The sequence below is a fragment of the Acinetobacter lwoffii genome, assembly GCF_019048525.1.
In the GTDB taxonomy this organism is placed as follows: Bacteria; Pseudomonadota; Gammaproteobacteria; order Pseudomonadales; family Moraxellaceae; genus Acinetobacter; species Acinetobacter lwoffii_K.
Genome location: NZ_CP077369.1, coordinates 76,286 through 101,156, shown reverse-complemented (window position 1 = coordinate 101,156; position 24,871 = coordinate 76,286). Strand labels below are relative to the sequence as shown.

Here is a 24,871-nt window from a genome sequence, read left to right as displayed (position 1 = left end):
TTATGAAAGTTCATACACTTTCGACAACACTAACACTTCTAAGCTTGGCAGTAAGTGCCCAGCTTTATGCTCAAACAACTGAGATCGATACCACGATTCAAAATAATGTTGCAGCAGAAGTCCAAAAACCAACACAACTTGCGCCAATTGTTGTAACAGCAACTCGTTCAGCACAAAGTATCGCTGAAATTGCAGGGACTGTTTACAGTATTAGCCAAGAAGATATTGCCAAACAAGCTGCTGCTGGGAAAAGTACCGCCGATATTTTAGGTTTGTTAGTTCCATCTTTAACTCCAAGTTCAGGTACGACCAGTAACTATGGTATGACCATGCGTGGTCGTACTGTGCAATATATGATTGATGGTGTTCCTCAAACAGGATCACGTGATAGTTCACGTCAGCTAAATAGTATTAGCCCAGACATGATTGAACGAGTTGAAGTTGTATCTGGTGCAAGCAGTATCTATGGTGCTGGTGCTACTGGGGGGATTATCAACATTATCACCAAAAGAGGTTCGGGTGATGGTGTAAACTTTGAAACCAAACTCGGTGTGACTTCTGGTGATAATTTTAAAAGTGATGCTTTAGCTTATGAAGCGTTTCAGTCTGCATCATTTAATCAAGGTGATTGGAGTGGTTTTTTAGGAGCAAGCTATACCAAACGTGGTGAAATCCAAGACAGTCATGGTAATCGCATTGGACCAGAAATTGCACAAACGGATCGCCAAGATACAGAAACGGTTGATGTGAGTGGTCGTTTGAGCTGGCAGTTTGCAGACAAACAAAAACTAAGTGTTGGTGCGCAATACTATAATGATGAGCAGGATAGTGAATATGGTGCGGACTATGGTCATCTTTCTGGTTATAATGTTGCGAACCTGTTATTTCCAACAGCAGTTTCACCAAGTTTAAAGTCTGTAAAAGGTTTACAATTAGACACTCAACCTAGAACAAAGCGTTATGTAATTAATACGCAATATGAAAACCAAGATATATTGGGACAGAAGTTGAATGCTGAAGCTTTTTATCGTAATGAAAAAGGACGTTGGTTTCCAACTGTCTCTCCTCTGGGGCATGGAACTTTAAATTTTGGACTAGCACAACTTTATCCAAATTATGCTGATCCACGTTCACCTGATTTTTTGAAAGCTGTCCGTTTAGGATATGCTGTTTTACAGTCGGAATCAGAAATTGATGTATGGGGTTTACGTACAGCATTACAAAAAGATTTTGAAATTTCGAATCGTAAGTTGGGTTTAACTTATGGTTTAGATTATGAAAATGAAAATGATAAAGCTTCTGCTCGTCGATTTAATTTTGATCAGTTTTATGCAAGTAATGGTCTGAATTTTGAGCCTGATAAAACATATCAATTTGGACCAGACACAGAAATTAAAAAATTAGGTGTATTTTTACAAGGTAATTATGAAATATCAGAGCGTTTAAATGTCCAAGCTGGTATTCGCCATGAAAGGATAGATAGTAAAGTTTCTGATTCAACGCCATATCGTGAGTCTATTCCTGCTGATATTTTAACAAATGATCTAAATTATCCTTATGATGCTAAAACTTTAGTAGGTGGTAAAGTTAAACATAATGCGACATTATTTAACTTAGGTACCGTATATCATTTGAACGATACTCAACAAGTTTTTGCAAATTTCTCACAGGGTTTTAGTATTCCCGATGTACAGCGTATGCTTCGAGATGTACCAGCTAATTTTGCTGTGAATAGTAATAATATTGATCCGATCAAGGTCAATAACTATGAATTAGGTTGGCGTTTACAAGGTGATAGTGGTCTAAATACAAGTGTAACTGCTTTTTATAATACTTCAGATAAAGTCGTACGTTTTAATAGTGCTCCTGCTTATAACATAGACATTGTTGATACGGATGAACGTATTTATGGTGCTGAAGCAAATGTTAATTACCCACTAACTGATAGTATGTCATTAGGGGGAACGATTGCATATACAAGAGGGCAATTTAAAAACTCTGACGGAAAATGGCAAGAATTAGATGGCACACGGATTGCTCCATTAAAGGGAATGATATATTCGGATTGGCAATTTAATGATGGTTTCGGTCTTAGAGTTCAGGCTTTAGCTGTGGGTGGGACTGATAAAGCACGTGAAGATATGCGTGCTTACAAAGCAATCGATGAAAAAAATCGTAAAGATCTGAAACTACCAAGTGAAATTAAAGGTTATGCTGTCATGGATGTAATTGCCAATGCTAAAGCCGGTTCAGGTACATTAGGTTTTGGTGTATATAACGTTTGGAATACTGAATACAAGACAGTATTTAGTCAAGTTGCACAATCTGTATACGGTGCTATGTCTAGCTTACCAGCTCAAGGTCGTACATACGGTCTAAGCTATACACTTAAATACTAATCCAATCATAAAGGCATCTGATTAAGATGCCTTTTCTTTTGATGAATACTACCTATGCAACAAAATTTTAAATTATTGGCTTGGGCAACTCTAGCCAACGGTACTTGTTTTTCAATGATTTTACCTTTACTTGCCCCATTAATTCGTGAGCTTGGCTTAACAGAAGTACAGGGCGGAGTAATTGTTTCAGCGGGTGCAATTTGTATGGCGATTGCATCTATTCTGATTGCCAGAGGGGAAAAAATACAGACTCCTTATCAATTAATGAATTATGGTTTCTGGGGCATGACCATTACTTGGGCTATATTTACAGCGATTCTTTATTGGGGAATACAACAAACATTACCCGTAATGATAGTTTTTGCTTTGTTGGTGATTAGTCGAGCAAGTACTGGTGGTTTTATGGCTATGCCACAAATAGGTCTACAAAGTTATGTCATGCAACATGTCACAGAGGAACAACAACGCAGTCAAAAAATGGCAATGTATGGTGCGATGAATAGTTTAGGTATGATCGTCGGCCCATTTCTAACTTCAGTGTTATTGTTCGGTGGAATTTTATTGCCAATGTGGATTGCAGTTATTTTATTGGTGATTTTTAGTTTGATTATCACAATGTATTTTAAACATGATGAGGGTAAACAAAACACAATATTGGATCAAAAACAGCCTGTAAAAATAGAGCATTCATTTTCATTAAAACCAGCTATTCCTTGGCTTATTTTAGGATTTACTACCTATATGGCTATCGTGACGCTCAATATGACGGCAGGTTTTTATATTCAAGACCATTTTCATTTAAGCTCACAACAAAGTGCGATTTATTTTTCCCAATGTATGCTCATTGTTGGTTTTAGCTTAGTGATTACTCAGATCCTGATTGTAAAAGTACTTCATTTAAAACTGAAAGCTTTGGTATTGGTGGGTACGTTTAGCATGGTTATTGGACTCATCCTATCTTTAAGTGCAATCCATATTTGGATGTTTCAAATAAGTTATTTATTTTATGGGGTCGGAGTGGCAAGCCTTTTGCCTGCATTTACCACAGGGGCGGCTCAATCTGTTACGCAAGCTGCTCAAGTCAAAATGGCAAGTATTTGTACAGCTACTCAAGCGATTGGTCTCATTGTGGCGCCTTTACTGAGCACTTTTCTATATCAGTTCGGCATTCACTTACCTTTTTATTTACTCTTAATATTGATGGTCACAGTGGCGGTCTACTTGTTGATCATATCCTATTCAAATCAGAATACGATGATAAGCAATAAGGTTAACTCCTAAATCAAATATGCTTGAAAGACAGAGAATATTAAATTTTTATGATTGCAGTCTCGTAATCAATTCTTAGATGATTATTTTTAGTTGGACGTTTGATCTAGGCGTATGGATATTCATTCTGCAGTTTATTCACATTTTCTATCCAAGGGGACTTCCTAAGACAAAAAACATAAAACCTATTTATAAAAAATGTCAATCACAATACCTTTCATAATGCAAATTTTTTGACCAATACTATTATAGGTATTCGATAAATATTTTAAATGTATGGTTAAAATTTAATCATTTTTATTTCATTTATTTACAACTTGGATTATCACAAATTTTATTCGGTATGCTAAAGATCGTGATAACAATCAAGGAGTAATAATGCTGATTTTTCATGATTATCCTGTCCATGGGGCGATCTTTGATATGGATGGCACAATGTTTGATACTGAGCGATTACGCTTTCAAACATTAAAACAAGCCTCTCAAGAACTCATTGGACAGGAATTCTCTGATGATTATTTGATGCAATGTCTAGGATTAAGTGCAAAAACAGCAGAACAACTCGCACAAAAAATTTATGGAACAGAAGTTCCTTATCAGACAATTCGTAAACGTGCAGACGAATTAGAGCTTGAGTTTGTACGAAATCAGGGGGTACCGATTAAAAAAGGATTGGTACAAGTGCTAGAACGACTGAGAAAGTCTGGACTTAGAATGGCTGTTGCAACATCAAGTCGCAGAGCGATCGCTGAAGAGTATTTGATTAATGCAAATGTGAACCGTACCGGGTTTGTCGGAGAGTCAATATTCTGAGAGACTACCCCGATGACAAAATTAAAATATACCCCTGAAATCAGAGAAAAAGCGGTTCAATTACTAATTGAATCTGAAAAAGATTATCCTTCTACTTGGGCTGCAATCACAGCAATTGCGCCTAAGATTGGTTATACTCCTGAAACACTTCGTGCCTGGCATCAAAAGCATTTAGATCAGCAAAATCCTATTAAAGTACAACAGATATCTGATCAAGAAAAAATGAAGCAAATGGAACGTGAAATTAAAGAATTAAAGCGTGCCAATGAAATTCTACGTAAAGCAGCCGCTTTTTTCGCCCAGGCGGAGCTCGACCGCCCACACAAATAATGGTGGATTTCATCCATAACAATAAAGATCGATATGGTGTTGATGCGATTTGTAGGATTTTACCGATCGCAGCTTCAACCTATTACCGAACTTTAGATCTCGCGGACAATCCAGAACATCGAGCGAAACGAGATCTACATGATGAGCATCATGCTGAACAAATTAAACGAATTTGGAAAGAAAGTTCAGGTCGATATGGTGTGCGTAAGGTCTGGCAACAATTGAAACGTGAAGGCTATATTATTGCACGTTGTACAGTTGCTCGATTGATGCAGAAGCTAGGTATACAAGGTGTTTGGCGTGGTAAGAATAAACAAACCACCCGTAGCCAAGATGATCAAAAAAGAGCAGATGATTTAGTGAAACGTAATTTTAATGCTGATCATCCTGACCAACTGTGGGTGAGTGACTTTACGTATATTCAAACTCATTCAGGCTGGGTCTATACCGCCTTTATTATTGATGTGTTCTCACGAGCAATTGTTGGATGGAAAGTATCGACACGGATGAATACAGATATGGTGCTCGATGCATTAGAGCAAGCCTTGCACGATCGAGGCATGCCAAAGAATGTGATTCATCATTCCGATAGAGGTGTTCAATATCTTTCTATTCGCTATACCAATCGTTTAGAAGCAGCAAATTTACGAGCATCAGTCGGTACAACTGGTGATTCATACGATAATGCTCTGGCTGAAACGGTGAATGGCTTATACAAAACAGAGGTGATTGAATATTTAAAAGCAGATTGGCAAGGTTTAGCAGATGTACAACTTGCGACACTAAACTGGGTAGATTGGTTCAATAAAAAGCGTGTACACAGTGCACTGGGTTATGTATCGCCTTTTGAGTTTGAAGCAATGTACTATGATAAGATTAACCCGTTAGGTCAGGTGGCCTAACTTAAATAAAAAAGTCTCCGACAAACCCGGTACGGTTCACTTTGCATGTTGGCTGCGTTTGCTTGAGAACAAGCAATCTATTACTGAAGAACTACTTTTAAAAGATTTTTATGCTTGGTCGGAAGAGAAGAAAGGGTTTGGTAAAAATGAAGTGTTGAATGGGTTTAAGTGGATGAAGCAAAATTTAGTTGTACCATTGTAAAATGTTTAAAATTTAATAAGAGATATAAAGTTAAATTTTTAACAGTCAAATTTGAAACATCTTTTTTTGTAATTTAACTATATAGTTATTAAAAATGGCTACTTAATAGAGGTAATTAATGGCTACCAATGGACATGAATATTGCGTTCAAAATGCTTTTAATCGGTCACATGCTGGCAGATATATATATGTTGTAGCCATGGGTATTTCTTGGGTAGTAATCTATATTTTTTTAAAATTTAATGGTGAACTCTCCCCATTAGAAAACATTGTAATTTCAAGTTTAAGTACGGGTATATTATTTTTAGCTTGTTACTTTTTATTTGATAAATGGGTGTGGAAATGGAACTTGTTATTTCATTTTTTAAAATACCCTGATATTTCTGGTGAATGGGAGTGTATTGGTAAAACATCCTATCAAGAACTTGATAATGAGTTAGTGAAATCAAACAACTCAGAATGGCAAGGTAAAGTAACTATAATTCAAACTTGGGATAAGCTAAGAATTAGAATGGAAACTAAATACTCTACTTCTGAGAGTATTTCAGCAGCCATTATTTATGATGAAATTGATTCATATAAGGTTTTATATAGTTATAAAAATGAGCCTAAAGACTTAGATCATAAAGAACTACGAACCCATTTAGGTTTTGTAGAACTTCAACTCAACAAGAACTCAAAAAGTGCTTCCGCCAAATACTATAATGTAAGTGGTAGAAGAACTTTTGGCTCAATGGAATGGAAGAAATTAAATTGATAATGGAAAAAAATTTAGTGATTCTTTAGATGAAAAGCCCAAATCCTGACATAAATCACTTACTAAATTATCTAATGCAATACTCAGTGTGGTGAGAGAAGTTAATTTGTCAGCGGAATCAAAAATTTTTCTAGTCCCATCAGGAGTGTCTAAAGATTTTGCATAATTTGGATTGTGATATAAATAATCCAAAAACCTTTGGGTTTCTAAAACAATCCCAAGAGAATGATTTTTGCTATTTTTTAAATTATCCCTATTAGCATGGTACATAACAGACGCTAGGTCATAGCTGCTTAGTGTAATCTTTGAGCCTTCGTCAATTAAATCAGCTTTGATAGTTTTACATAGCCGAATGGATTTTCTTAATGAACCTTCTGTTAAATACTGGCAAATTAATTTAATCCAATAAATATGGGAAAATGGTAAATTTAGAAATGTTGTAGGGATCTTTTTATCTAAAACGTTTATTCCTCTTAAATATTCAGACCCTTTGTTCTTATATTCATTCGTTTCGACCCAATGAGATGGGACTACATCTACATCTCTTGGTAATGACCCTCCTGTAAGGCTTATGCATTTTCCACCAGTATTATCAATTTTAACAGCGGGATATGCTTGCTTTAGCTCATGAAAACTAGAATTTCTTAATTGTTGTAGAATTTTTATATCTTCATTTCTTAATAAAGTTGTACAGTCTTCTGAGCGATAGTGATTTTTATGTATAACTAATAGATCAACATCACTGACTCCCTTAATATGGATATCTAAAGGTACAGAACCTTGCAATTTATATTCTGTAGCTAATCCATGGTTTGTCAGTCGAGTTTTAAGTTGGTTTTCAATTCTTTTTGCAGTTTCAATACCAATTTCAGTATACCTTTGGTCCACTGCTTGCATAGCTCCAATTGAATAGCGTATAGATGGTTTAGTTGAAATATTTTCCCAAAGTTCACGTTTATTCTGAAGTGAAGTAAATTCAGAATAAGAAGTGACTCCAGTTCCTATGCTATCGAATAGGTTATAACTAAGATCTTTAGCTTTTCTCCTTTTCTCTAATCTTTTTAATCTATCATCAAAATTAATTTTAGCCATGAAAAATACCCAATTTAATCTTAAATATAAATTGGGTACATTAAAAATATTTCAATGAATTTAAATTAAAATATTTGTTAGTTTACTTATTTTGATATTTCCATATTTATGAGAAATAGATTTACCAGATTAATGTATGTAATCAAGAGCAAGTAATTAGATTAAGAACATAATTTAAAAAAAATAGAGCCATTAGGCTCTATTTTTTTATTTAGTGAGTTGTTAAATAAATTTGTAACAATCTCGAAATATGTGTCAAAAATCTCACATTATCTGTCATTCAGCGGACGGTAAAAAACCTTACCAGCTTAACGCACCACCAGTTTGGTAATCCGTTACGCGTGTCTCGAAGAAATTCTTCTCTTTACGCAAGTCCATCATTTCTGACATCCACTGGAACGGGTTGTTCACACCAGCGAACTGTTCAGGCAAGCCTAACTGCGCCAGACGACGGTTAGCAATGAACTTCAGGTATTCTTCCATCATGCCAGCATTCATGCCGAGTACACCGCGTGGCATGGTGTCACGTGCGTATTCGATTTCCAGCATCGTACCTTCAAGAATCATCTGGATGATTTCTTCCTGGAATTCAGTCGTCCATAGCCCCGGATTTTCGATCTTGATCTGGTTGATCATATCGATACCGAAGTTCAGGTGCATTGACTCATCACGCAGGATGTACTGGAACTGCTCAGCAACACCATTCATCTTGTTACGACGGCCCATAGACAGAATCTGGCTGAAACCACAGTAGAAGAAGATACCTTCAAGTACACAATAGAACGCGATCAGGTTGCGAAGCAGGATTTGGTCGTTTTCAGGGGTACCAGTTTTGAAAGTAGGATCACTTAAAGATTGAGTATATTTCAGGCCCCACGCTGCCTTACGTGCCACTGACGGTACTTCACGGTACATGTTGAAGACTTCGCCTTCATCCATACCTAGCGACTCGATACAGTATTGGTAAGCGTGCGTATGAATTGCTTCTTCAAACGCTTGACGCAAGATGTACTGACGGCATTCAGGGTTGGTAATATGACGGTAAATCGCCAGTACCAGGTTGTTTGCAACCAGTGAATCGGCAGTCGAGAAGAAACCAAGTGAACGCATCACGATGGTACGTTCATCTTCAGTCAAGCCATTTTCAGACTTCCACAGCGCGATGTCGTGGTTCATGTTGACTTCTTGCGGCATCCAGTGGTTTGCACATCCGTCCAGATACTTCTGCCAAGCCCATTCGTATTTGAACGGTACAAGCTGGTTCAAGTCAGCACGACAGTTGATCATTGCCTTGTCATCAACTTGTACACGTTGCGCACCCATTTCAAGCTCTTCCAGACCTGGAGCAACATCAAGTTGCTCTAGGGAAGCAGATGCTCTTGCCAGCGAATCGGTTGGATTTGATCCTCGGTTTTGAGTGGCTCTAAGGGGTTGTGCAGCTGCCACATCCGGCGATGCGTTGCCTGCATCAGATACCATCTGTGAATTAGTCGCTTTTTGCGGCTCGACGGGCGCAGGCTGCTGTTCAGGTGCAGCCGGTTTTTGCGAATCATCTTCGAAATCGTCCCAACTTAGGATAGACATATCAATTCTCTCAAATTATACGCTTCACTTATGTACATTGGACTATCTGGTGTTTAAAGAAACAACGAACATTTGTTAAGCGAGGCGATTTAGTTTTTAATAAATTTGGAATGTATTGTAGTTTTGATCGCGAAAATTTAATAGGTAATAAGATTTTTTTTGATGAAAAAACGACTATGGTTCTTCTATTCTTTTGTTTTTTAAGTAGAATTTCTTTATTGGTTTTTCCGTTGAAAAAAATAATAAAATCAATCGGTTATAGTTTTTTAAAAACAGAACAACCCCGATTAAATCGAGGTTGTTTTTTAAGAGATAAATTAGCCTTTTATGTTTCTTGGATCATTTCCTGGGGAAATTGTGTCTTTTTGACGAATCAATTGATTAGTACCTTTGATTGTCAATTCTCCTCCGCCAGAGTTTTTTAACATAGTTCTAGCTGAGTTTATTGCATCACGTTGTGTTGAGTGAATGGATGAAGCGGTAGAATTACCATTTGCTTTATTTACCCATTCATTTCCACGTTGATATACCATACGGTCATTTGATTTGCTCATGAGAATACTCCTAAATTTGAGCTTTCAACAAAGGCTAATTTGACGATTGCTTTAAACTAGTTCAGAATATTCCCTAGCTTTTTGGTAAAAAAGTTATCGCCCTAAAGACAGCCTAATGATCTTTAGGGAAAAGGGGAGCATCGTTGACGCGGTGTTCCCTTTTTTCATTTTCGGCAATCAGCTAATCTGCTGACATAATCAAAAGAAGTAATTCGTCTAAAGAAAACTACTTATTTTGTTTACGCTGCTGGCAAACTTTGAGCCAGAAATAAGCAATTGGTAAATAAAAGGTAATGCCAAAGGAAATCAGCAATGCCGCAAGTCCTAACATGTAGTTGTGAGTCATATGGGGCATTGAGGTTTCCTTTGTTTGTTATTTTAATCTCCCTAAATCCCTCTTTTAAAAAGAGGGACTTTCACATGTCAGATGACTGAGCTGTGATTCCCCTCCTTTTAGGAGGGGTTAGGGGAGGTCAAGCGAAGCTTATTGACAAGCTTCACAATCAGGGTTGTCAATCGAACATGCCATTGGCACTGGCGCCGCTTGAGCAAAACCTTCTTCCTCTGCAGGAGCTTCAGGTTTTTGCGCTTCAACGACAGGAGCTGCTGCTACAACAGGCGCCGCAACAGTTGCAGGTTTAACTGCGTTCAATGCGCCAGTGTTAATGGTTGATTTCTCAGCAGAAGTCGCACCCAATGCACGAAGGTAATAAGTCGTCTTAAGACCACGTAACCAGGCCATCTTGTAAGTGATGTCCAGTTTTTTGCCGTTTGCACCAGCGATGTAAAGGTTAAGAGACTGCGCTTGGTCGATCCATTTTTGACGACGTGAAGCAGCATCCACGATCCAGCGAGTTTCAACTTCAAACGCAGTCGCGAAGATGGCTTTAAGCTCTTCAGGAATACGGGAAATCTTCTGAACAGAACCTTCGAAGTGTTTCAGGTCATTGACCATCACAGCATCCCAAAGACCACGTTCTTTCAACGCACGTACCAGGTACGGATTGATCACTGTGAATTCACCAGACAGGTTTGATTTCACATACAAGTTCTGGAAGGTTGGCTCAATGGATTGAGACACGCCACAGATGTTCGAAATCGTAGCTGTTGGTGCAATCGCCATCACGTTCGAGTTACGCATACCGTCTTTTTGAACTTTGGCACGTAAAGTATCCCAGTCCAGACGTTGAGTGCGGTCGACTTCGAACATGCGTTCTGGACGAGTTTTCGCAACCAGATCAAGCGAGTCGATTGGTAGGATACCTTGATCCCACAATGAACCTTTGAATGTTTCGTATGTACCACGTTCAACAGCCAAATCGCTAGATGTTGAAATCGCGTAGTACGAAATCACTTCCATCGATTCATCAGCAAACTCAACCGCAGCATCAGAACCATAAGCAAGGTTCATCTCATACAGTGCATCCTGGAAGCCCATGATACCCATACCGACTGGACGGTGTTTCAGGTTCGAGTTACGCGCTTGCGGAACAGCGTAGTAGTTGATGTCAATCACGTTGTCGAGCATACGAACGGCAGTTTTTACTGTGCGAGCAAGCTTTTCGCGATCTAGTACACCGCCTTGAACGTGTTGTACCAGGTTGATTGAACCCAGGTTACAAACTGCGATTTCTTCTTTGCTGGTGTTCAAAGTAATTTCTGTACATAAGTTAGAAGAGTGAACTACACCAACGTGTTGTTGTGGTGAACGCAGGTTACATACATCTTTGAATGTGATCCACGGGTGACCTGTTTCAAACAGCATAGACAGCATTTTGCGCCACAAATCTTTTGCACGGATTTTTTTGTGCAACATGTTTGTTTCTTTGGCAATCGCTTCGTAATGTGCATAACGCTCAGCGAATTCAGCACCAGTCAAATCATGCAGATCAGGCGTTTCAGAAGGGGTGAACAGTGTCCATTCCGCATCTTCGAATACACGTTGCATGAACAGGTCAGGAACCCAGTTCGCAGTGTTCATGTCGTGGGTACGACGACGGTCATCACCGGTGTTCTTACGCAGTTCCAAGAATTCTTCGATGTCTAGGTGCCAGGTTTCTAAGTATGCACAAACTGCACCTTTACGCTTACCACCTTGGTTAACCGCAACAGCCGTATCGTTCGCTACTTTCAAGAACGGAACTACACCTTGAGATTTACCGTTAGTCCCTTTGATGTATGAGTTCAAGGCACGGACTGGCGTCCAGTCATTACCCAAACCGCCTGCCCATTTAGACAGCATTGCGTTATCACGCATCGCGCCATAAATGTCATACAGGTCATCATCAATGGTTGTTAAGTAGCAGCTAGACAACTGTGGACGTAGCGTACCTGAGTTAAACAGGGTAGGCGTCGATGCCATGTAGTCGAAGCTAGACAATAAGTTATAGAACTCAATCGCGCGGTCTTCACGGTTTTCTTCATTGAGCGACAAGCCCATAGAAACACGCATAAAGAACAATTGCGGTAATTCGAAACGTACGCCATCTGAATGAATGAAGTAACGGTCAAATAAGGTTTGCAGACCTAAGTAGGTAAACTGGTTCGAGCGTTCTGGTTGAATCGCCGCTGCCAATTTCGCAAGGTCAAAGTTCAGCAATTCTGGAGAAAGCAGCTCAAGCTCGATCCCTTTCTTCAGGAAAGTCTCAAGTGCATCGCCTTCATTGGTCTCTGTAGACAGACCCAGGAATTTCAAACCAGTTGCAACCAGGTCATCACGTAACAAACGTGCAGTCACATACGTATAGTTAGGTTCTTGCTCGATACGGGTACGGGTCGCCATCATCATCGTGGTCGAGATGTCAGACTCTTTTACGCCGTTGTACAAGTTTTTCACAGTCTCATCGACAATCGCTTGTACATCAATGCCTTCAAGGCCTTCTGCTGCTTTAGTAACATGCGCAGTTAAAGCACTTAAATCCAGTGGCTTAAGTTTGCCTTCAGCATCAGTAATTTGCAGGGTGGGGTGATGATGAGCACCTAACTGTTTACGTGCTTCAGAACGTTGTTCACGGTAAATGACATAAGAGCGTGCAACTTTCTGTTCGCCCGTACGCATTAGCGCAAGTTCAACTTGGTCTTGAATTTCTTCAATATGAATCGTTCCGCCAGAAGGTAAACGACGTTTAAAGGTATTTAATACCATTTCCGTCAGTTGCTCGATACGATCATGGATCCGGCTCGAGTCAGCGCTTTGTTGGCCTTCAACCGCCAAAAACGCTTTACCAATTGCGACAGAAATTTTTTCTGCATCAAAAGCGGCAACATCACCGGTGCGTTTAATCACCTGAAGTTGACCAGGAGTTGAAGTGATTACGCTCATTTAGCATAGCTCCATTGTCATCTATTTTTATGTTTATGGACCGTTTGAACTGGGCAAATTCTATGCCACAGTATTTGAGGAATAAACACAAGACCTAGTGGTTTTAAAATTAATTGAACACAAGATACGGGAAAATTTAGGGTAGATCAATATTGACATTTAGCTAAATATTTTTCTTAAGTTGTGCTTTAATCATTGCAAAAATATCGCTATTTTTATTGATTTTTGTATAAGCCTTATCAGGCAAGGCATAGCATAACAAAGTCCAAAGAAACTGCTTATAGATAACACTGTGGATAACTAAAAACTGCTGAATCAAGCAGTCATATTTTGTCCATGTGAGAGTTGTGTAAATCGAAAATCAGATCTAAGCCACTGTTTCAAGCATAATTGTCCAAAAAGTGCCCGATAAAATATTACAAAATGCTATTTTGATGTATCAGTTTGGTGAACGCTATCTTGTTTACAATGTAAACGTGTGTATATTGCAAGCATATTAAAAACGTATCTATTGGATTTCAAAAGGATACGCCTATAGCGTAGATCCACCAAATAAGGGGCAATACATGAGCCAAGAAGAAAAGTTACCCAAAATTTTAATTGTTGAAGATGACGAGCGTCTTGCTCGTTTAACGCAAGAATACCTCATTCGTAACGGACTTGAGGTTGGGGTAGAGCCGGATGGCAACCGTGCTATTCGTCGTATTATTGCTGAGCAACCAGACATGGTGGTTCTAGATGTCATGTTGCCAGGTGCTGATGGTTTGACCATCTGTCGTGAAGTTCGTCCACATTATCATCAACCGATTTTAATGCTGACTGCACGTACTGAAGATATGGATCAGGTCTTAGGTCTGGAAATGGGTGCGGACGACTATGTCGCTAAACCGGTTCAGCCACGTGTCCTATTGGCTCGTATTCGTGCTTTATTACGCCGTACTGACAAAGTGCCTGAAGATGAAGTGGCTCAGCGCATCGAATTTGATGACCTGGTGATCGACAATGGTGGTCGTTCAGTGACCTTAAATGGTGAGCTGGTTGACTTTACCAGTGCAGAATATGACCTGTTGTGGCTGCTGGCTTCAAATGCGGGCCGCATCCTGTCACGTGAAGATATCTTTGAGCGTCTACGCGGCATTGAATATGACGGCCAAGACCGTTCAATTGATGTGCGTATTTCTCGTATCCGTCCAAAAATCGGTGACGATCCAGAAAATCCGAAGCGTATTAAAACAGTACGTAGTAAGGGTTATCTTTTTGTTAAAGAGACCAATGGTCTTTAAGCAAATGTGGTTTGTTGCTTGAACAAGCAGGATAAATTATAGGTGTTTAAACACAGTATATTTTTGCGTATATACGCAGGACTCGTCATCCTTGTCGTCTTGGTGGCGGTGTTCGGCTATCTGTTGGTACAGATTATCAACTATCAGCGTGCGCAAGAATATCGCGAATCCCTGACTGATGGTATGGCATATATCATCAGTGAAGGGGTTGCACGCCAGCCAAATCTCCAGCAAAAAATGGATTGGGTTTCTGATGCCTCCGATTTGCTGGAATTGCCCATTCACTATGTAGAAGCCAGCAAGGTCGACATTACCCGTGCTGAAGGACGCCGTATTGCCGAACGTAAGGCTGTGGTGCGTTGGGACGCCGAATCGGGTATTGCCTATATTGTGGTGGGGCTGCGCGATGACCCGGGTCATTACCTTTATATTAAGGCCGACAGCATTACTGAGCGCCAGATGAAGGCCTTACCAGTCTTTATCCTGGATTATCTGGTCTTCTATCCAGGTCAGGAAAAAGAATACCTGGCTCGTATTCAGGATTATTTTTCTTATCCGGTTTCCATCGAAAACGTCCAGAATCTACCTTTAGATTCCGAGCAGATCGGGCGCTTGCGTCTTGATCACAGTATTATCCTGTATCGGGATAGTGCCTCAATCCGTGGCATCACCATTTCAATTATTTCGCCAATTCCAGGTTCGACCTCACAAGTCTTGGTGATGGGACCGGTGCCATTGTTTAACTGGATGCCATTCCAGTTAGCGACTGGTATTACCTTATTGAGCCTGTTTGTGCTGAGTCTGGGGGTGTATGGTTTGCTGGTGCCAATGCAGCGCAAGTTGCGTGAAGTCAGCTATGCCTTAAACAAAATGAAAACCGGTAATATGTCATTGCGTCTTCCTGTAGAAGGAAGTGACGAAATGGCAACGCTGGCCTCTAGCTTTAACAATATGTCTGATCATATTCAGCGCCTGATTGAAGCCCAACGTGAATTGATGCGTGCGGTGTCGCATGAACTTCGTACACCAGTGGCGCGGATTCGTTTTGGTGTGGAAATGATGGTAGATGAAGATGATTACGATTATCGTCTGCAACAGGTCGAACAGATTGATAAAGATATTGAGGCGCTGAATACCCTGATTGACGAGATCATGACCTATGCCAAGCTAGAACAGGGCATGCCTTCGATCGAGTTTGAAAAGGTCAATCTGTTTGAAGTGCTGAATCAGGTAGCTCTGGAAACTGAAGCATTAAAAACCCAGAAAATCATTGAGCTACATTCAATGCCTGATGTGGTGGTTGAGGCAGAGCGTCGCTACCTGCATCGTGTAATTCAGAATCTGGTCGGCAATGCTGTACGTTATTGCGATAATAAAATCTTGATTAGCGGCGGTCTGGATCAGGATGGTCAAGCCTATGTTTGCGTTGAAGATGACGGGCCGGGGATTCCGGAAATAGATCGTGCCCGCATTTTTGAAGCCTTTGCCCGACTGGATGATAGCCGTACCCGTGCTTCGGGTGGTTATGGTTTAGGTTTGTCGATTGTCAGCCGGATTGCGTACTGGTTTGGTGGTACGATTCAGGTGGATCAAAGTCCGACGCTGGGTGGCGCGCGTTTTACCATGACCTGGCCGGCACAGCGTTATGTCAAGAAGAGTAAGCGCAAGATGCTAGAAAAAAAGCCTGAGGAAGCGAGTGATCATTTAGCTTGATATTGTATAAATGATTTTAGTCATAAAAAACGATGCATCGGCATCGTTTTTTATTAGGAGCGATTTTTATTCCTGAATGGTCGCATCAGGTTCAATGAGTGATTTACCCTCTTTTAAGCTTTGTAGCGCTTCAGAGTTAAAGTCGATCACCAGTTTGGTATTTTTCGCATCGACGTTATAACGCTGAATCAGTTTTTGGTCGCCTGATAATGTTTCGACTTTATATTCGTCAGCGATATTCATAATGCCATCCAGATTGATGCTGGAAGAAGCATGGTCCTCTTGAAAAAGTGCATGGATGTCACGTAAGTCAAAAGCTGCCTGGCTTATGTTGGGATTTTTCTGGATGTAATTTTCTATATGGCGAACCAGTAATTGAGCAAATAAAAAATAATTAGGTCGATGGGAAAAGCGTAGAGACATGCAAGGACTCCTTATTGTTACTTTATTAATGTCATGATGTGGTTTAGAAATAGAAATAACATATTCTGAATCAGTCCGTTGAGCATGTTGCAAAAAGACACAATTGCCAATCCAAGATTACCAAGTAGCTGCAGGGGGTAAAGCAACCGTTAAATATAAAAAATCACATTAAATATCAAGTTAAATCAATTGGTTTGAAAGAAAAAATAGTTGTTAAAATAAGTTTTTATCCGATTTAACTTGGATTCAATAGTGAAAAAGACTATATCTAAATGGGTGGGCGAGAAAAGCAGCTCATCGATCAGCCTATTTTCTGGCAGCGCTATTTATAGAAAAATTAATAGATAATTAAAATTTAATTTGGGAAAACGATTAAAACGAATTCTGAATGATTAAAGTCAAATTAAATGCTGAAATGTCTAAAAAATCATCCCAAAGACTAAGGCTTATAAACTAGCAAGTGAAATCCAAAATCAGGTACAATTGGCGGGATTAATTTTGTGTTTGGTGTATTTGAAGGCCAATACATACATTCTTTGTTAACAAATAGGCCTGCCAGGAGTTATCCCCGCATGAGTGCTATTACTCCATACGAATGGGCAATTATTGCCTTCGTGATCGGCGTTACATTTTTATGCGTCTTTATGCTGACTGTCCCATTACTCCTCGGGGGTAAATCATGGGGCCGTGCCAAGCAGGAGCAGTTTGAGTCAGGTGTAGTTAGCGCAGGTGGAGCTCGTATCCGCTTGTCTGCAAAGTTCTATTTAGTTGCAATTTTCTTTGTGGTGTTTGATTTAGAAGCACTTTATCTATATGCATGGGCAGTTTCTGTTCGTGAGGTAGGTTGGATTGGTTTTGCAACTGCAGCTATCTTTATCATAGTTTTACTTGTTGGTTTGATTTACGAATTATCGACAGGCGCACTCAATTGGGCACCTTCAGACAGACGTAAGGCAGCAGGAATTAAAGCTAAGATTGGTTCGCCAAATATGGATCTTGCAGAAATTACGCGCTTCAACTCGATTGAAGAATTGGTGATGGATCCAACGGGTCAAATCCCGGCTCAATCATCTGGTTTTGTGAAAAAGTCACAAACTCAATTATCTGATAAGGAGTAAGACGGGATGAAATATACATTAACCCGTGCGAATCCGAATGCTGACCAATATCCACTTCAGGAACGTATTGTTGTAGAAGATCCGTTGCTAGAAGAAGAAGTGAATAAAAATGTATTCATGACTCGCTTAGAGGATGTGGTACATACAGCAGTCAACTGGGGTCGTAAAAACTCAGTTTGGCCATTTAACTTTGGTACATCTTGCTGCTACGTAGAATATGCAACGACCTTGACCGGCGTGCATGACTTGTCACGTTTTGGTGCCGAGGTTATCCGTGCTTCACCGCGTCAGGCGGACTTAATGATTGTAGCGGGTACTTGCTTCGTAAAAATGGCGCCAGTAATTCAGCGTCTGTACGAACAGATGCTTGAACCAAAATGGGTCATTTCAATGGGTGCATGTGCCAACTCAGGTGGTATGTACGATATTTATTCAGTCGTACAAGGTGTGGATAAAATCATCCCGGTCGATGTGTATATTCCAGGTTGCCCACCACGTCCTGAAGCTTTGATTCAGGCATTGATGCTGTTGCAAGACCAGATTCAACTAGAGCGTCGTCCGCTTTCTGCGGTGATCGGTGATGATCTTAAGCCAGTGTATAAGCCAAAGATGATGCCGGAACGTGACCGTAAGAAAGACCAGCGTGTTGCTGTGAAAAATCTGCGCTCAATGGATGAAATTAAATAATTTAAACGACAGGTTGTTTTGTTGTGCACCCGCTATGGGTGTAATTATCGTTTAGATTGACTGAATTTGTATTAAATAGGAAGCCAAGCCAATGGCTGAAACTGACATTGCTATGCCAGAATCAACGCCTGTTGATTCACGCCCAGCATTTGCCATCATTGAAGAACTCAAAACCAAATTTGGTGAGAACTTCTTTGTGCAAACGACTTTCGAGGATTTCCCGACAGTCTGGGTTGAGCGCGCACGTGTACAAGAAGTTTTAATGTTCTTGCGTACAGTGTCACGTCCTTACGTGATGTTGTTCGACTTGTCAGCGGTAGATGAGCGTCTGCGTACGCACCGCGACGGTTTACCTGCGTCTGACTTCACCGTGTTCTATCACTTGTTGTCGCTCGAGCGTAATACTGACATTCGTATTAAAGTTGCCTTAGCAGAAAGCGATTTGAATCTTCCGACGGCAACCAATATTTGGCCAAATGCCAACTGGTACGAACGTGAAGCTTACGATATGTTCGGGATCAATTTCGAAGGGCATCCAATGCTCCGTCGTATCTTGTTGCCAACCTATTGGGAAGGTCATCCGCTACGTAAAGAATATTCTGCACGTGCGACTGAATATACGCCGTATTTGCAAGATAAAGCCAAACAGGACTACGAACAGGAACATCTTCGCTTCGTCCCTGAAGATTGGGGTATGAAGCGCGGCAATGCCGATGAAGACTTCATGTTCCTGAACTTGGGTCCGAACCATCCATCTGCGCACGGTGCGTTCCGTGTGATCTTGCAGCTGGACGGTGAAGAAGTGAAAGACTGTGTACCTGATATCGGTTATCACCACCGTGGTGTGGAAAAGATGGCTGAACGTCAAACCTGGCATTCATTCATTCCGTATACAGACCGTGTTGACTACCTCGGTGGTTGTGCGCAAAACATGCCTTACGTGCTTGGCGTAGAGCAAATGGCCGGTATTACTGTACCTGACCGTGCGCAATGTATCCGCGTGATGATGTCTGAACTGTTCCGTATCAATAACCACTTGCTGTTTATCGGTACTGCAATTCAAGATGCCGGCGGTATGACGCCAGTCTTCTACATGTTTGCTGACCGTCAGAAAATCTATGACGCGATTGAAGCGATCACCGGTTATCGTATGCATCCGGCATGGTTCCGTATCGGTGGTACCGCACATGACCTTCCAAACAACTGGCAGCACCTGATCCGTGAAATTTTGGACTGGATGCCGAAACGTTTGAAGGAATATCATACTGCAGCGCTGAAAAACTCAGTATTTGTGGGTCGTACCCGTAATGTTGCGCAATACGATGCAAAATCTGCATTGGCTTGGGGTGTAACAGGTACAGGTCTACGCGCTACAGGTATCGACTTTGACGTACGTAAATACCGCCCATATAGCGGTTATGAAAATTATGACTTCGAAGTGCCGGTTGAGTACGAAGGCGATGCCTATGCACGTGTCATCGTTCACTACCGTGAAATCGAAGAATCACTGAAAATTATCAAACAATGTTTAGATAATATGCCGTCTGGTGCGTACAAAGCAGACCATCCACTGGCTGTTCCACCACCAAAAGACAAGACATTACAAGATATTGAAACCTTGATTACGCACTTCCTGAGCGTATCTTGGGGTCCTGTAATGCCGGCGGGTGAAGCATCTGTGATGGCGGAAGTGGTGAAAGGCGCGTCGAACTACTACTTGACTTCAGACAAGTCAACCATGAGTTACCGTACCCGTATCCGTACACCAACCTTCACGCATTTACAGCAAATGCCTTCTGTGATTAACGGCAGCCTTATGTCTGACTTAATCATTTATTTAGCGACCATTGACGTCGTAATGGCTGACGTGGATCGCTAAGGGGTAATCGCATTATGATGATTTTGACTGATAAAAAGCCACGTGTGAATGTTGAAGGGATTTTGACTGCGGACGAAATTCACGATATCGAACATCACATGGGGCACTACCCATACCCACGTGCAGCGTGTCTAGATGCGCTGAAGTGTGTACAACGCCGTAATGGCTGGGTAGATGATGCGCAAATGAATGCCATCGCACAAATGCTGAGCATGAGCGTTGCAGACCTTGAAGGTGTGGCAACGTTCTATAACCGTATTTACCGTCAGCCGGTCGGTCGTCACGTAATTCTGTTATGTGATTCGATTGCGTGTTTCTTGATGGGTGCGGAAACTTTGGCAGAAGCATTCCAGCGCGAATTAGGCATTCAGTTTGGTCAAACGACTGCAGATGGTCGTTTCACTTTGCTGCCAATTTGCTGTCTGGGCAACTGTGACAAAGGTCCAACCTTAATGATTGATGAAGACACGCACGGTCTGGTTGAAGTGACTTCGGTGAAACAGCTGTTGGAGAAGTATGTATGAATACTGAACCAAAACCAATTTATGGCGACGGTAACCCGGAAACGCATCCATTAACATGGCGTTTAAGCAAACAAGCCAACGTACGTAATGCAGATGATTACGAAGCGCTGGAAGGTTATGCAGGCTTTAAAAAAGCACTGACCATGTCGCCTAAAGATGTATTGGAAGTGGTTAAGGCAGCGACTGTTAAAGGTCGTGGTGGTGCAGGCTTCCCGGCAGGCATCAAATGGTCACTCATGGCGCCAAACGACAACTCAGGTCCACGTTACCTGATTTGTAATGCCGATGAGATGGAACCAGGTACCTTTAAAGACCGTTTGTTGATGGAAGATCTTCCGCATCAATTGATCGAAGGGATGCTGATTGCGGGTTATACGCTTGAAGCAACACATGGTTATATCTTTATCCGTGGCGAGTACATCGAAGCTGCTCAGTACTTAAATGAAGCACTTGAGCAAGTTCGTGCCAAAGGTTACTTAGGGGATAATATCCTTGGTACAGGCTGGAACTTCGAGTTACACGTGCATACTGGTGCGGGTCGTTATATCTGCGGTGAAGAAACTGCATTGATTAACTCGCTAGAAGGTCGCCGTGCCAACCCGCGTACTAAACCGCCATTCCCGCAAGTTGCAGGTGCTTGGGGTCGTCCTACGATTGTCAACAACGTAGAGACCTACAACAACTTACCAGCCATCATGCTGCGTGGTCCTGAATGGTATATCAACTTGTCTGCGGGTAAGTCGAAAGATCCAGGCACCAAGATTTATGGTGCATCAGGTAAAGTGAAATTCCCGGGTCTATGGGAGCTTCCATTTGGTACGACAGCACGTGAAGTGATTGAAGACCATGCTGGTGGTATGCGTGACGGCTTAAAACTGAAAGCATGGTTACCGGGTGGTGCATCGACTGACTTCCTGGCTGCCGAGCATATTGATCTTCCTATGGATGCGGAAAGCATCATGAAAGCAGGTTCGCGTTTAGGAACTTGCTTATTGATGGTGGTAGATGAAACCCAATGTATGGTTTCAGCGACACGTAACCTCGAAGAATTCTTTGCACGCGAATCATGTGGTTTCTGTACGCCTTGCCGTGATGGCTTACCTTGGGCTGTGAAAGCGCTGAAAGCACTGGAAGATGGCACAGGTAAGAAAGAAGATATCGATCACTTACAAGAACTGACTCGTAAGCTTTGGATTGGTAAAACTTTCTGTGCCCACGCACCGGGTGCAATGGAGCCGCTTATGGGCGCACTCAAATATTTCCGTGGCGAATTTGAAGCGAAGGTTGTGAATGCCGCCGCTCAAACCAGCAACGTAGAACAAGCTTAAGGAATTCGACTATGGCTACAATTCATGTCGATGGCAAATCGTATGAAGTCAACGGCTCGGAAAACTTGCTACAAGCATGTTTGAGTCTTGGCATTGATATCCCATACTTTTGTTGGCATCCATCCTTAGGTTCTGTCGGCTCTTGCCGTCAATGTGCCGTGACCCAGTACGCGAATCCAGAAGATACGCGTGGCCGTTTGGTCATGTCATGTATGACGCCTGCATCTGACAATACCTACATCTCGATTGAAGACAAAGAAGCCAAAGATTTCCGTGCTTCGATTGTTGAATTCTTGATGACCAACCACCCGCACGACTGTCCAGTCTGTGAAGAAGGTGGTCACTGTCATTTACAAGATATGACTGTAATGACGCAGCATGACCGTCGTCGCTACCGTTTCACCAAACGTACCCATTACAACCAGGAGCTTGGCTCATTCATTTCCCACGAAATGAACCGTTGTATCGCGTGTTACCGTTGTGTGCGTTATTACAAAGACTACGCAGGTGGTACGGACTTCGGCGTGTATGCCAACGCATCACGTGTATACTTCGGTCGTCCGGAATCAGGCACTTTAGAGTCTGAATTCTCGGGTAACCTGACTGAAGTATGTCCAACAGGTGTATTCACCGACAAAACTCATTCGGCTCGCTACAACCGTAAATGGGACATGCAGTATGCGCCAAGCGTATGCCAAGGCTGTTCTTCAGGTTGTAATATCTCTCCGGGTGAACGTTATGGCGAACTTCGCCGCGTAGAAAACCGTTATAACGGTGAAGTCAACCAGTACTTCTTATGCGACAAAGGCCGTTTCGGTACAGGTTATGTGAACCGTGAAGACCGTCCGCGTCAACCACAATTCCGTCAAGGTGCAACTGTTGAAACTGTTTCAGTGGATGCAGCACTAGACACGGTCATTGCAAATATCCAGGGCAAAAAAGTATTGGGTATTGGTTCATCGCGTGCATCACTTGAGTCGAACTTCGCACTTCGTGAGTTGGTGGGTCAAGAGAACTTCTCAACAGGTCTATCTCAAAAAGAACAGAATCTGGTTGAGTTGGCAGCTTCTATCATGCAAACCGAGGGTGTTTACAACCCGAACATGCGTGAAATTGAAAGCTACGATGCTGTGTTAATTTTGGGTGAAGACCTCACACAAACTGCGCCACGTATGGCTTTATCTGTTCGCCAGGCTGCGAAAAATAAAGGCAAAGAGATGGCGGCAGAGCGCCGTACGCAAGAATGGTTAGCTGAGCCGGTACAACGTATTGCCCAAGATGCAAAATCTGCGATTTACATCCTGGCTGCAACACAAACCCGTTTGTCTGATGTTGCTGAAGGCGAAGTGGTTGCTTCTCCAAACGACATCGCGCGTTTAGGTTTTGCGGTTGCTGCAGCAGTTGCTGGTGAAACGATTCTTGGTTTAGATGACGATGCCAAAGCATTTGCACAAACCATTGCGGACACTTTAAAAGCTGCGAAGAAACCACTGATTATCTCGGGTACAAGCTTGCAAGATCCTGCCATTATGGAAGCTGCTGCACAAGTTGCACAGAATCTGGGTAATGCAGGTCTGACTTTGACGGTTCCTGAAGTGAACTCGATGGGTATAGCAATCTTTGGTGGTCAAAGCCTAGAGCAAGCATTTGCACAAGATTACGATACTGTAATTGTGGTTGAAAACGACCTTTACCGTCGTCTTCCTGCTGCACAGGTCGATGCTGCACTTGCAGGTAAAGATGTGATCGTACTGGATCACTCTGAAACTGAAACAGTGAAAAAAGCCGATATCGTGCTTTCTGCCGCTTCGTTTGCGGAAGGTGATGGTACGGTTGTATCGCAAGAAGGCCGTGCACAACGTTTCTACCAGGTGTATGACCCAAGCTACTACAATCCTGAATTGGCGATCAAGGAATCTTGGCGCTGGTTACACGCTTTGGAAACGGGCGTAAAAGGCAAAGCGATTTCTTGGACTTTACTGGATGACGTAATCGAGTCAGTGGCGAAAAATGTCCCTGCGCTTGAAGGCATTCTGGATGTTGCACCTGATGCGGGCTTCCGTGTTCATGGCTTGAAAGTAGCACGTGAACCACGTCGTTACTCAGGTCGTACTTCGATGCGTGCGCCATTGTCTGTCCATGAGCCAAAACAGCCTACAGATCAAGACTCTGCATTAACGTTCTCTATGGAAGGTTATGTGGGCAATGAAACTCCATCTCCACTGGTTCCATTTGCATGGTCTGCTGGCTGGAACTCGCCACAAGCCTGGAACAAGTTCCAGGAAACTGTAGGGGGTTCATTGAAAGGTGGTGATTCAGGCGTTCGTTTATTCGACCGTTTGGCAAAACGTCCAGCACGTACCTTCGTGGCACCGGCACCTGTCTTGGTCAATGCTGAAAGCTTCCGTTTAGTACCGATGCACCATATCTTTGGTTCAGGTGAATTCACGGTAAAAACACCAGCGATGGAAACACGTATTCCTGAGGCGGTATTTGCAGTGGGTGAGCAGGATGCAGCGCGCCTGAATGTTCAAGATGGTCAGACAATCACGGTGAAAGCAGGTGAGACGTCAATCGTTCTTCCAGTTCAAGTGATTGAATATTTACCGACAGGTTATATTGGCTACCCAATCGGTCTGGCACCGACGGTATCTCTTGCAGAGCCTGTTTCAGTCGCGGTAGGAGTGTAATT

Annotated in this window: 18 protein-coding genes, 1 pseudogene and 1 other annotated feature; of the genes and pseudogenes, 13 read left to right on the top strand and 6 right to left on the bottom strand. The window is 41.9% G+C overall.

The features are described 5' to 3' along the window. Positions 1-2 precede the first annotated feature (2 nt). From I6L24_RS00460 to I6L24_RS00440, 5 genes and pseudogenes are all read left to right on the top strand, one after another. Positions 3-2,399 (top strand): TonB-dependent receptor, encoded by a 2,397-nt coding sequence (locus I6L24_RS00460; RefSeq protein ID WP_086044539.1) that lies wholly within the window; start codon positions 3-5, stop codon positions 2,397-2,399. A 54-nt stretch (positions 2,400-2,453) separates the two neighbouring features. After that, on the top strand, positions 2,454-3,680 hold the full coding sequence (actD, locus tag I6L24_RS00455) for a putative acinetoferrin export transporter ActD (RefSeq protein ID WP_005180623.1): 1,227 nt from the start codon (positions 2,454-2,456) through the stop codon (positions 3,678-3,680). Positions 3,681-4,046: 366 nt separating this feature from the next. Then, positions 4,047-4,445: pseudogene (locus I6L24_RS00450) on the top strand (HAD family hydrolase); the annotation flags it as partial. Between the two features lie 48 nt (positions 4,446-4,493). Beyond that, positions 4,494-5,713 (top strand): IS3 family transposase gene (locus I6L24_RS00445; RefSeq protein WP_148334753.1). Its coding sequence is split into 2 segments (ribosomal slippage): positions 4,494-4,770 and positions 4,770-5,713, totalling 1,221 coding nucleotides; the frame shifts between segments, so codons are not numbered across the junction. Continuing rightward, positions 4,769-4,885, top strand: a sequence feature (AL1L pseudoknot). Its footprint overlaps the gene before it by 117 nt. 320 nt (positions 5,714-6,033) lie before the next feature. Then, positions 6,034-6,672 (top strand): Cap15 family cyclic dinucleotide receptor domain-containing protein, encoded by a 639-nt coding sequence (locus I6L24_RS00440; protein ID WP_086044540.1) that lies wholly within the window; start codon positions 6,034-6,036, stop codon positions 6,670-6,672. Here I6L24_RS00440 and I6L24_RS00435 read toward each other — a convergent pair. From I6L24_RS00435 to I6L24_RS00420, 5 genes are all read right to left on the bottom strand, one after another. Further along, on the bottom strand, positions 6,664-7,764 hold the full coding sequence (locus I6L24_RS00435) for a nucleotidyltransferase family protein (RefSeq protein ID WP_086044541.1): 1,101 nt from the start codon (positions 7,762-7,764) through the stop codon (positions 6,664-6,666). The two genes, I6L24_RS00440 and I6L24_RS00435, sit on opposite strands and share 9 nt — an antisense overlap. A gap of 300 nt (positions 7,765-8,064) precedes the next feature. Further along, positions 8,065-9,348 (bottom strand): ribonucleotide-diphosphate reductase subunit beta, encoded by a 1,284-nt coding sequence (locus tag I6L24_RS00430; protein WP_004645882.1) that lies wholly within the window; start codon positions 9,346-9,348, stop codon positions 8,065-8,067. A gap of 317 nt (positions 9,349-9,665) precedes the next feature. Then, a complete protein-coding gene (locus tag I6L24_RS00425; RefSeq protein WP_005104088.1) occupies positions 9,666-9,902 on the bottom strand; it encodes a DUF2188 domain-containing protein in 237 nt (78 codons plus the stop codon). A 226-nt stretch (positions 9,903-10,128) separates the two neighbouring features. Continuing rightward, complete coding sequence (locus I6L24_RS16710) at positions 10,129-10,257, bottom strand: hypothetical protein (RefSeq protein WP_005104087.1); 129 nt, start codon at positions 10,255-10,257, stop codon at positions 10,129-10,131. Between the two features lie 129 nt (positions 10,258-10,386). After that, complete coding sequence (locus I6L24_RS00420; protein WP_005252681.1) at positions 10,387-13,224, bottom strand: ribonucleoside-diphosphate reductase subunit alpha; 2,838 nt, start codon at positions 13,222-13,224, stop codon at positions 10,387-10,389. A gap of 566 nt (positions 13,225-13,790) precedes the next feature. On the opposite strand from I6L24_RS00420, the gene bfmR reads away from it, so the two are divergent. Continuing rightward, on the top strand, positions 13,791-14,507 hold the full coding sequence (bfmR, locus tag I6L24_RS00415; protein WP_005104084.1) for a response regulator transcription factor BfmR: 717 nt from the start codon (positions 13,791-13,793) through the stop codon (positions 14,505-14,507). A gap of 42 nt (positions 14,508-14,549) precedes the next feature. Next, positions 14,550-16,220: a sensor histidine kinase BfmS gene (bfmS, locus tag I6L24_RS00410; RefSeq protein WP_216986264.1), complete on the top strand. Its 1,671-nt coding sequence runs from the start codon at positions 14,550-14,552 to the stop codon at positions 16,218-16,220. Positions 16,221-16,286: 66 nt separating this feature from the next. Here the strand turns inward: bfmS and I6L24_RS00405 are convergent, their stop codons facing one another. Then, entirely contained in the window at positions 16,287-16,643 is a 357-nt protein-coding gene (locus I6L24_RS00405) for a hypothetical protein (protein WP_004645876.1), read from the bottom strand. Between the two features lie 572 nt (positions 16,644-17,215). On the opposite strand from I6L24_RS00405, the gene ndhC reads away from it, so the two are divergent. From ndhC to nuoG, 6 genes are all read left to right on the top strand, one after another. Further along, on the top strand, positions 17,216-17,761 hold the full coding sequence (gene ndhC / locus I6L24_RS00400; protein WP_004280779.1) for an NADH-quinone oxidoreductase subunit A: 546 nt from the start codon (positions 17,216-17,218) through the stop codon (positions 17,759-17,761). A 6-nt stretch (positions 17,762-17,767) separates the two neighbouring features. Further along, positions 17,768-18,448, top strand: coding sequence for a NuoB/complex I 20 kDa subunit family protein (locus tag I6L24_RS00395; RefSeq protein ID WP_004280778.1), 681 nt, complete (start codon positions 17,768-17,770; stop codon positions 18,446-18,448). Positions 18,449-18,539: 91 nt separating this feature from the next. Then, positions 18,540-20,327: an NADH-quinone oxidoreductase subunit C/D gene (gene nuoC / locus I6L24_RS00390; RefSeq protein WP_004732074.1), complete on the top strand. Its 1,788-nt coding sequence runs from the start codon at positions 18,540-18,542 to the stop codon at positions 20,325-20,327. A 14-nt stretch (positions 20,328-20,341) separates the two neighbouring features. After that, the gene (gene nuoE, locus I6L24_RS00385) at positions 20,342-20,851 is read left to right on the top strand and encodes an NADH-quinone oxidoreductase subunit NuoE (protein ID WP_004280775.1); all 510 of its coding nucleotides are present in this window, start codon (positions 20,342-20,344) and stop codon (positions 20,849-20,851) included. After that, positions 20,848-22,179, top strand: coding sequence for an NADH-quinone oxidoreductase subunit NuoF (gene nuoF, locus I6L24_RS00380; RefSeq protein WP_004280774.1), 1,332 nt, complete (start codon positions 20,848-20,850; stop codon positions 22,177-22,179). The genes nuoE and nuoF overlap by 4 nt, the downstream gene beginning before the upstream one ends. An 11-nt stretch (positions 22,180-22,190) precedes the next feature. Then, positions 22,191-24,869, top strand: coding sequence for an NADH-quinone oxidoreductase subunit NuoG (gene nuoG, locus I6L24_RS00375; protein ID WP_216986263.1), 2,679 nt, complete (start codon positions 22,191-22,193; stop codon positions 24,867-24,869). Positions 24,870-24,871: the final 2 nt, after the last annotated feature.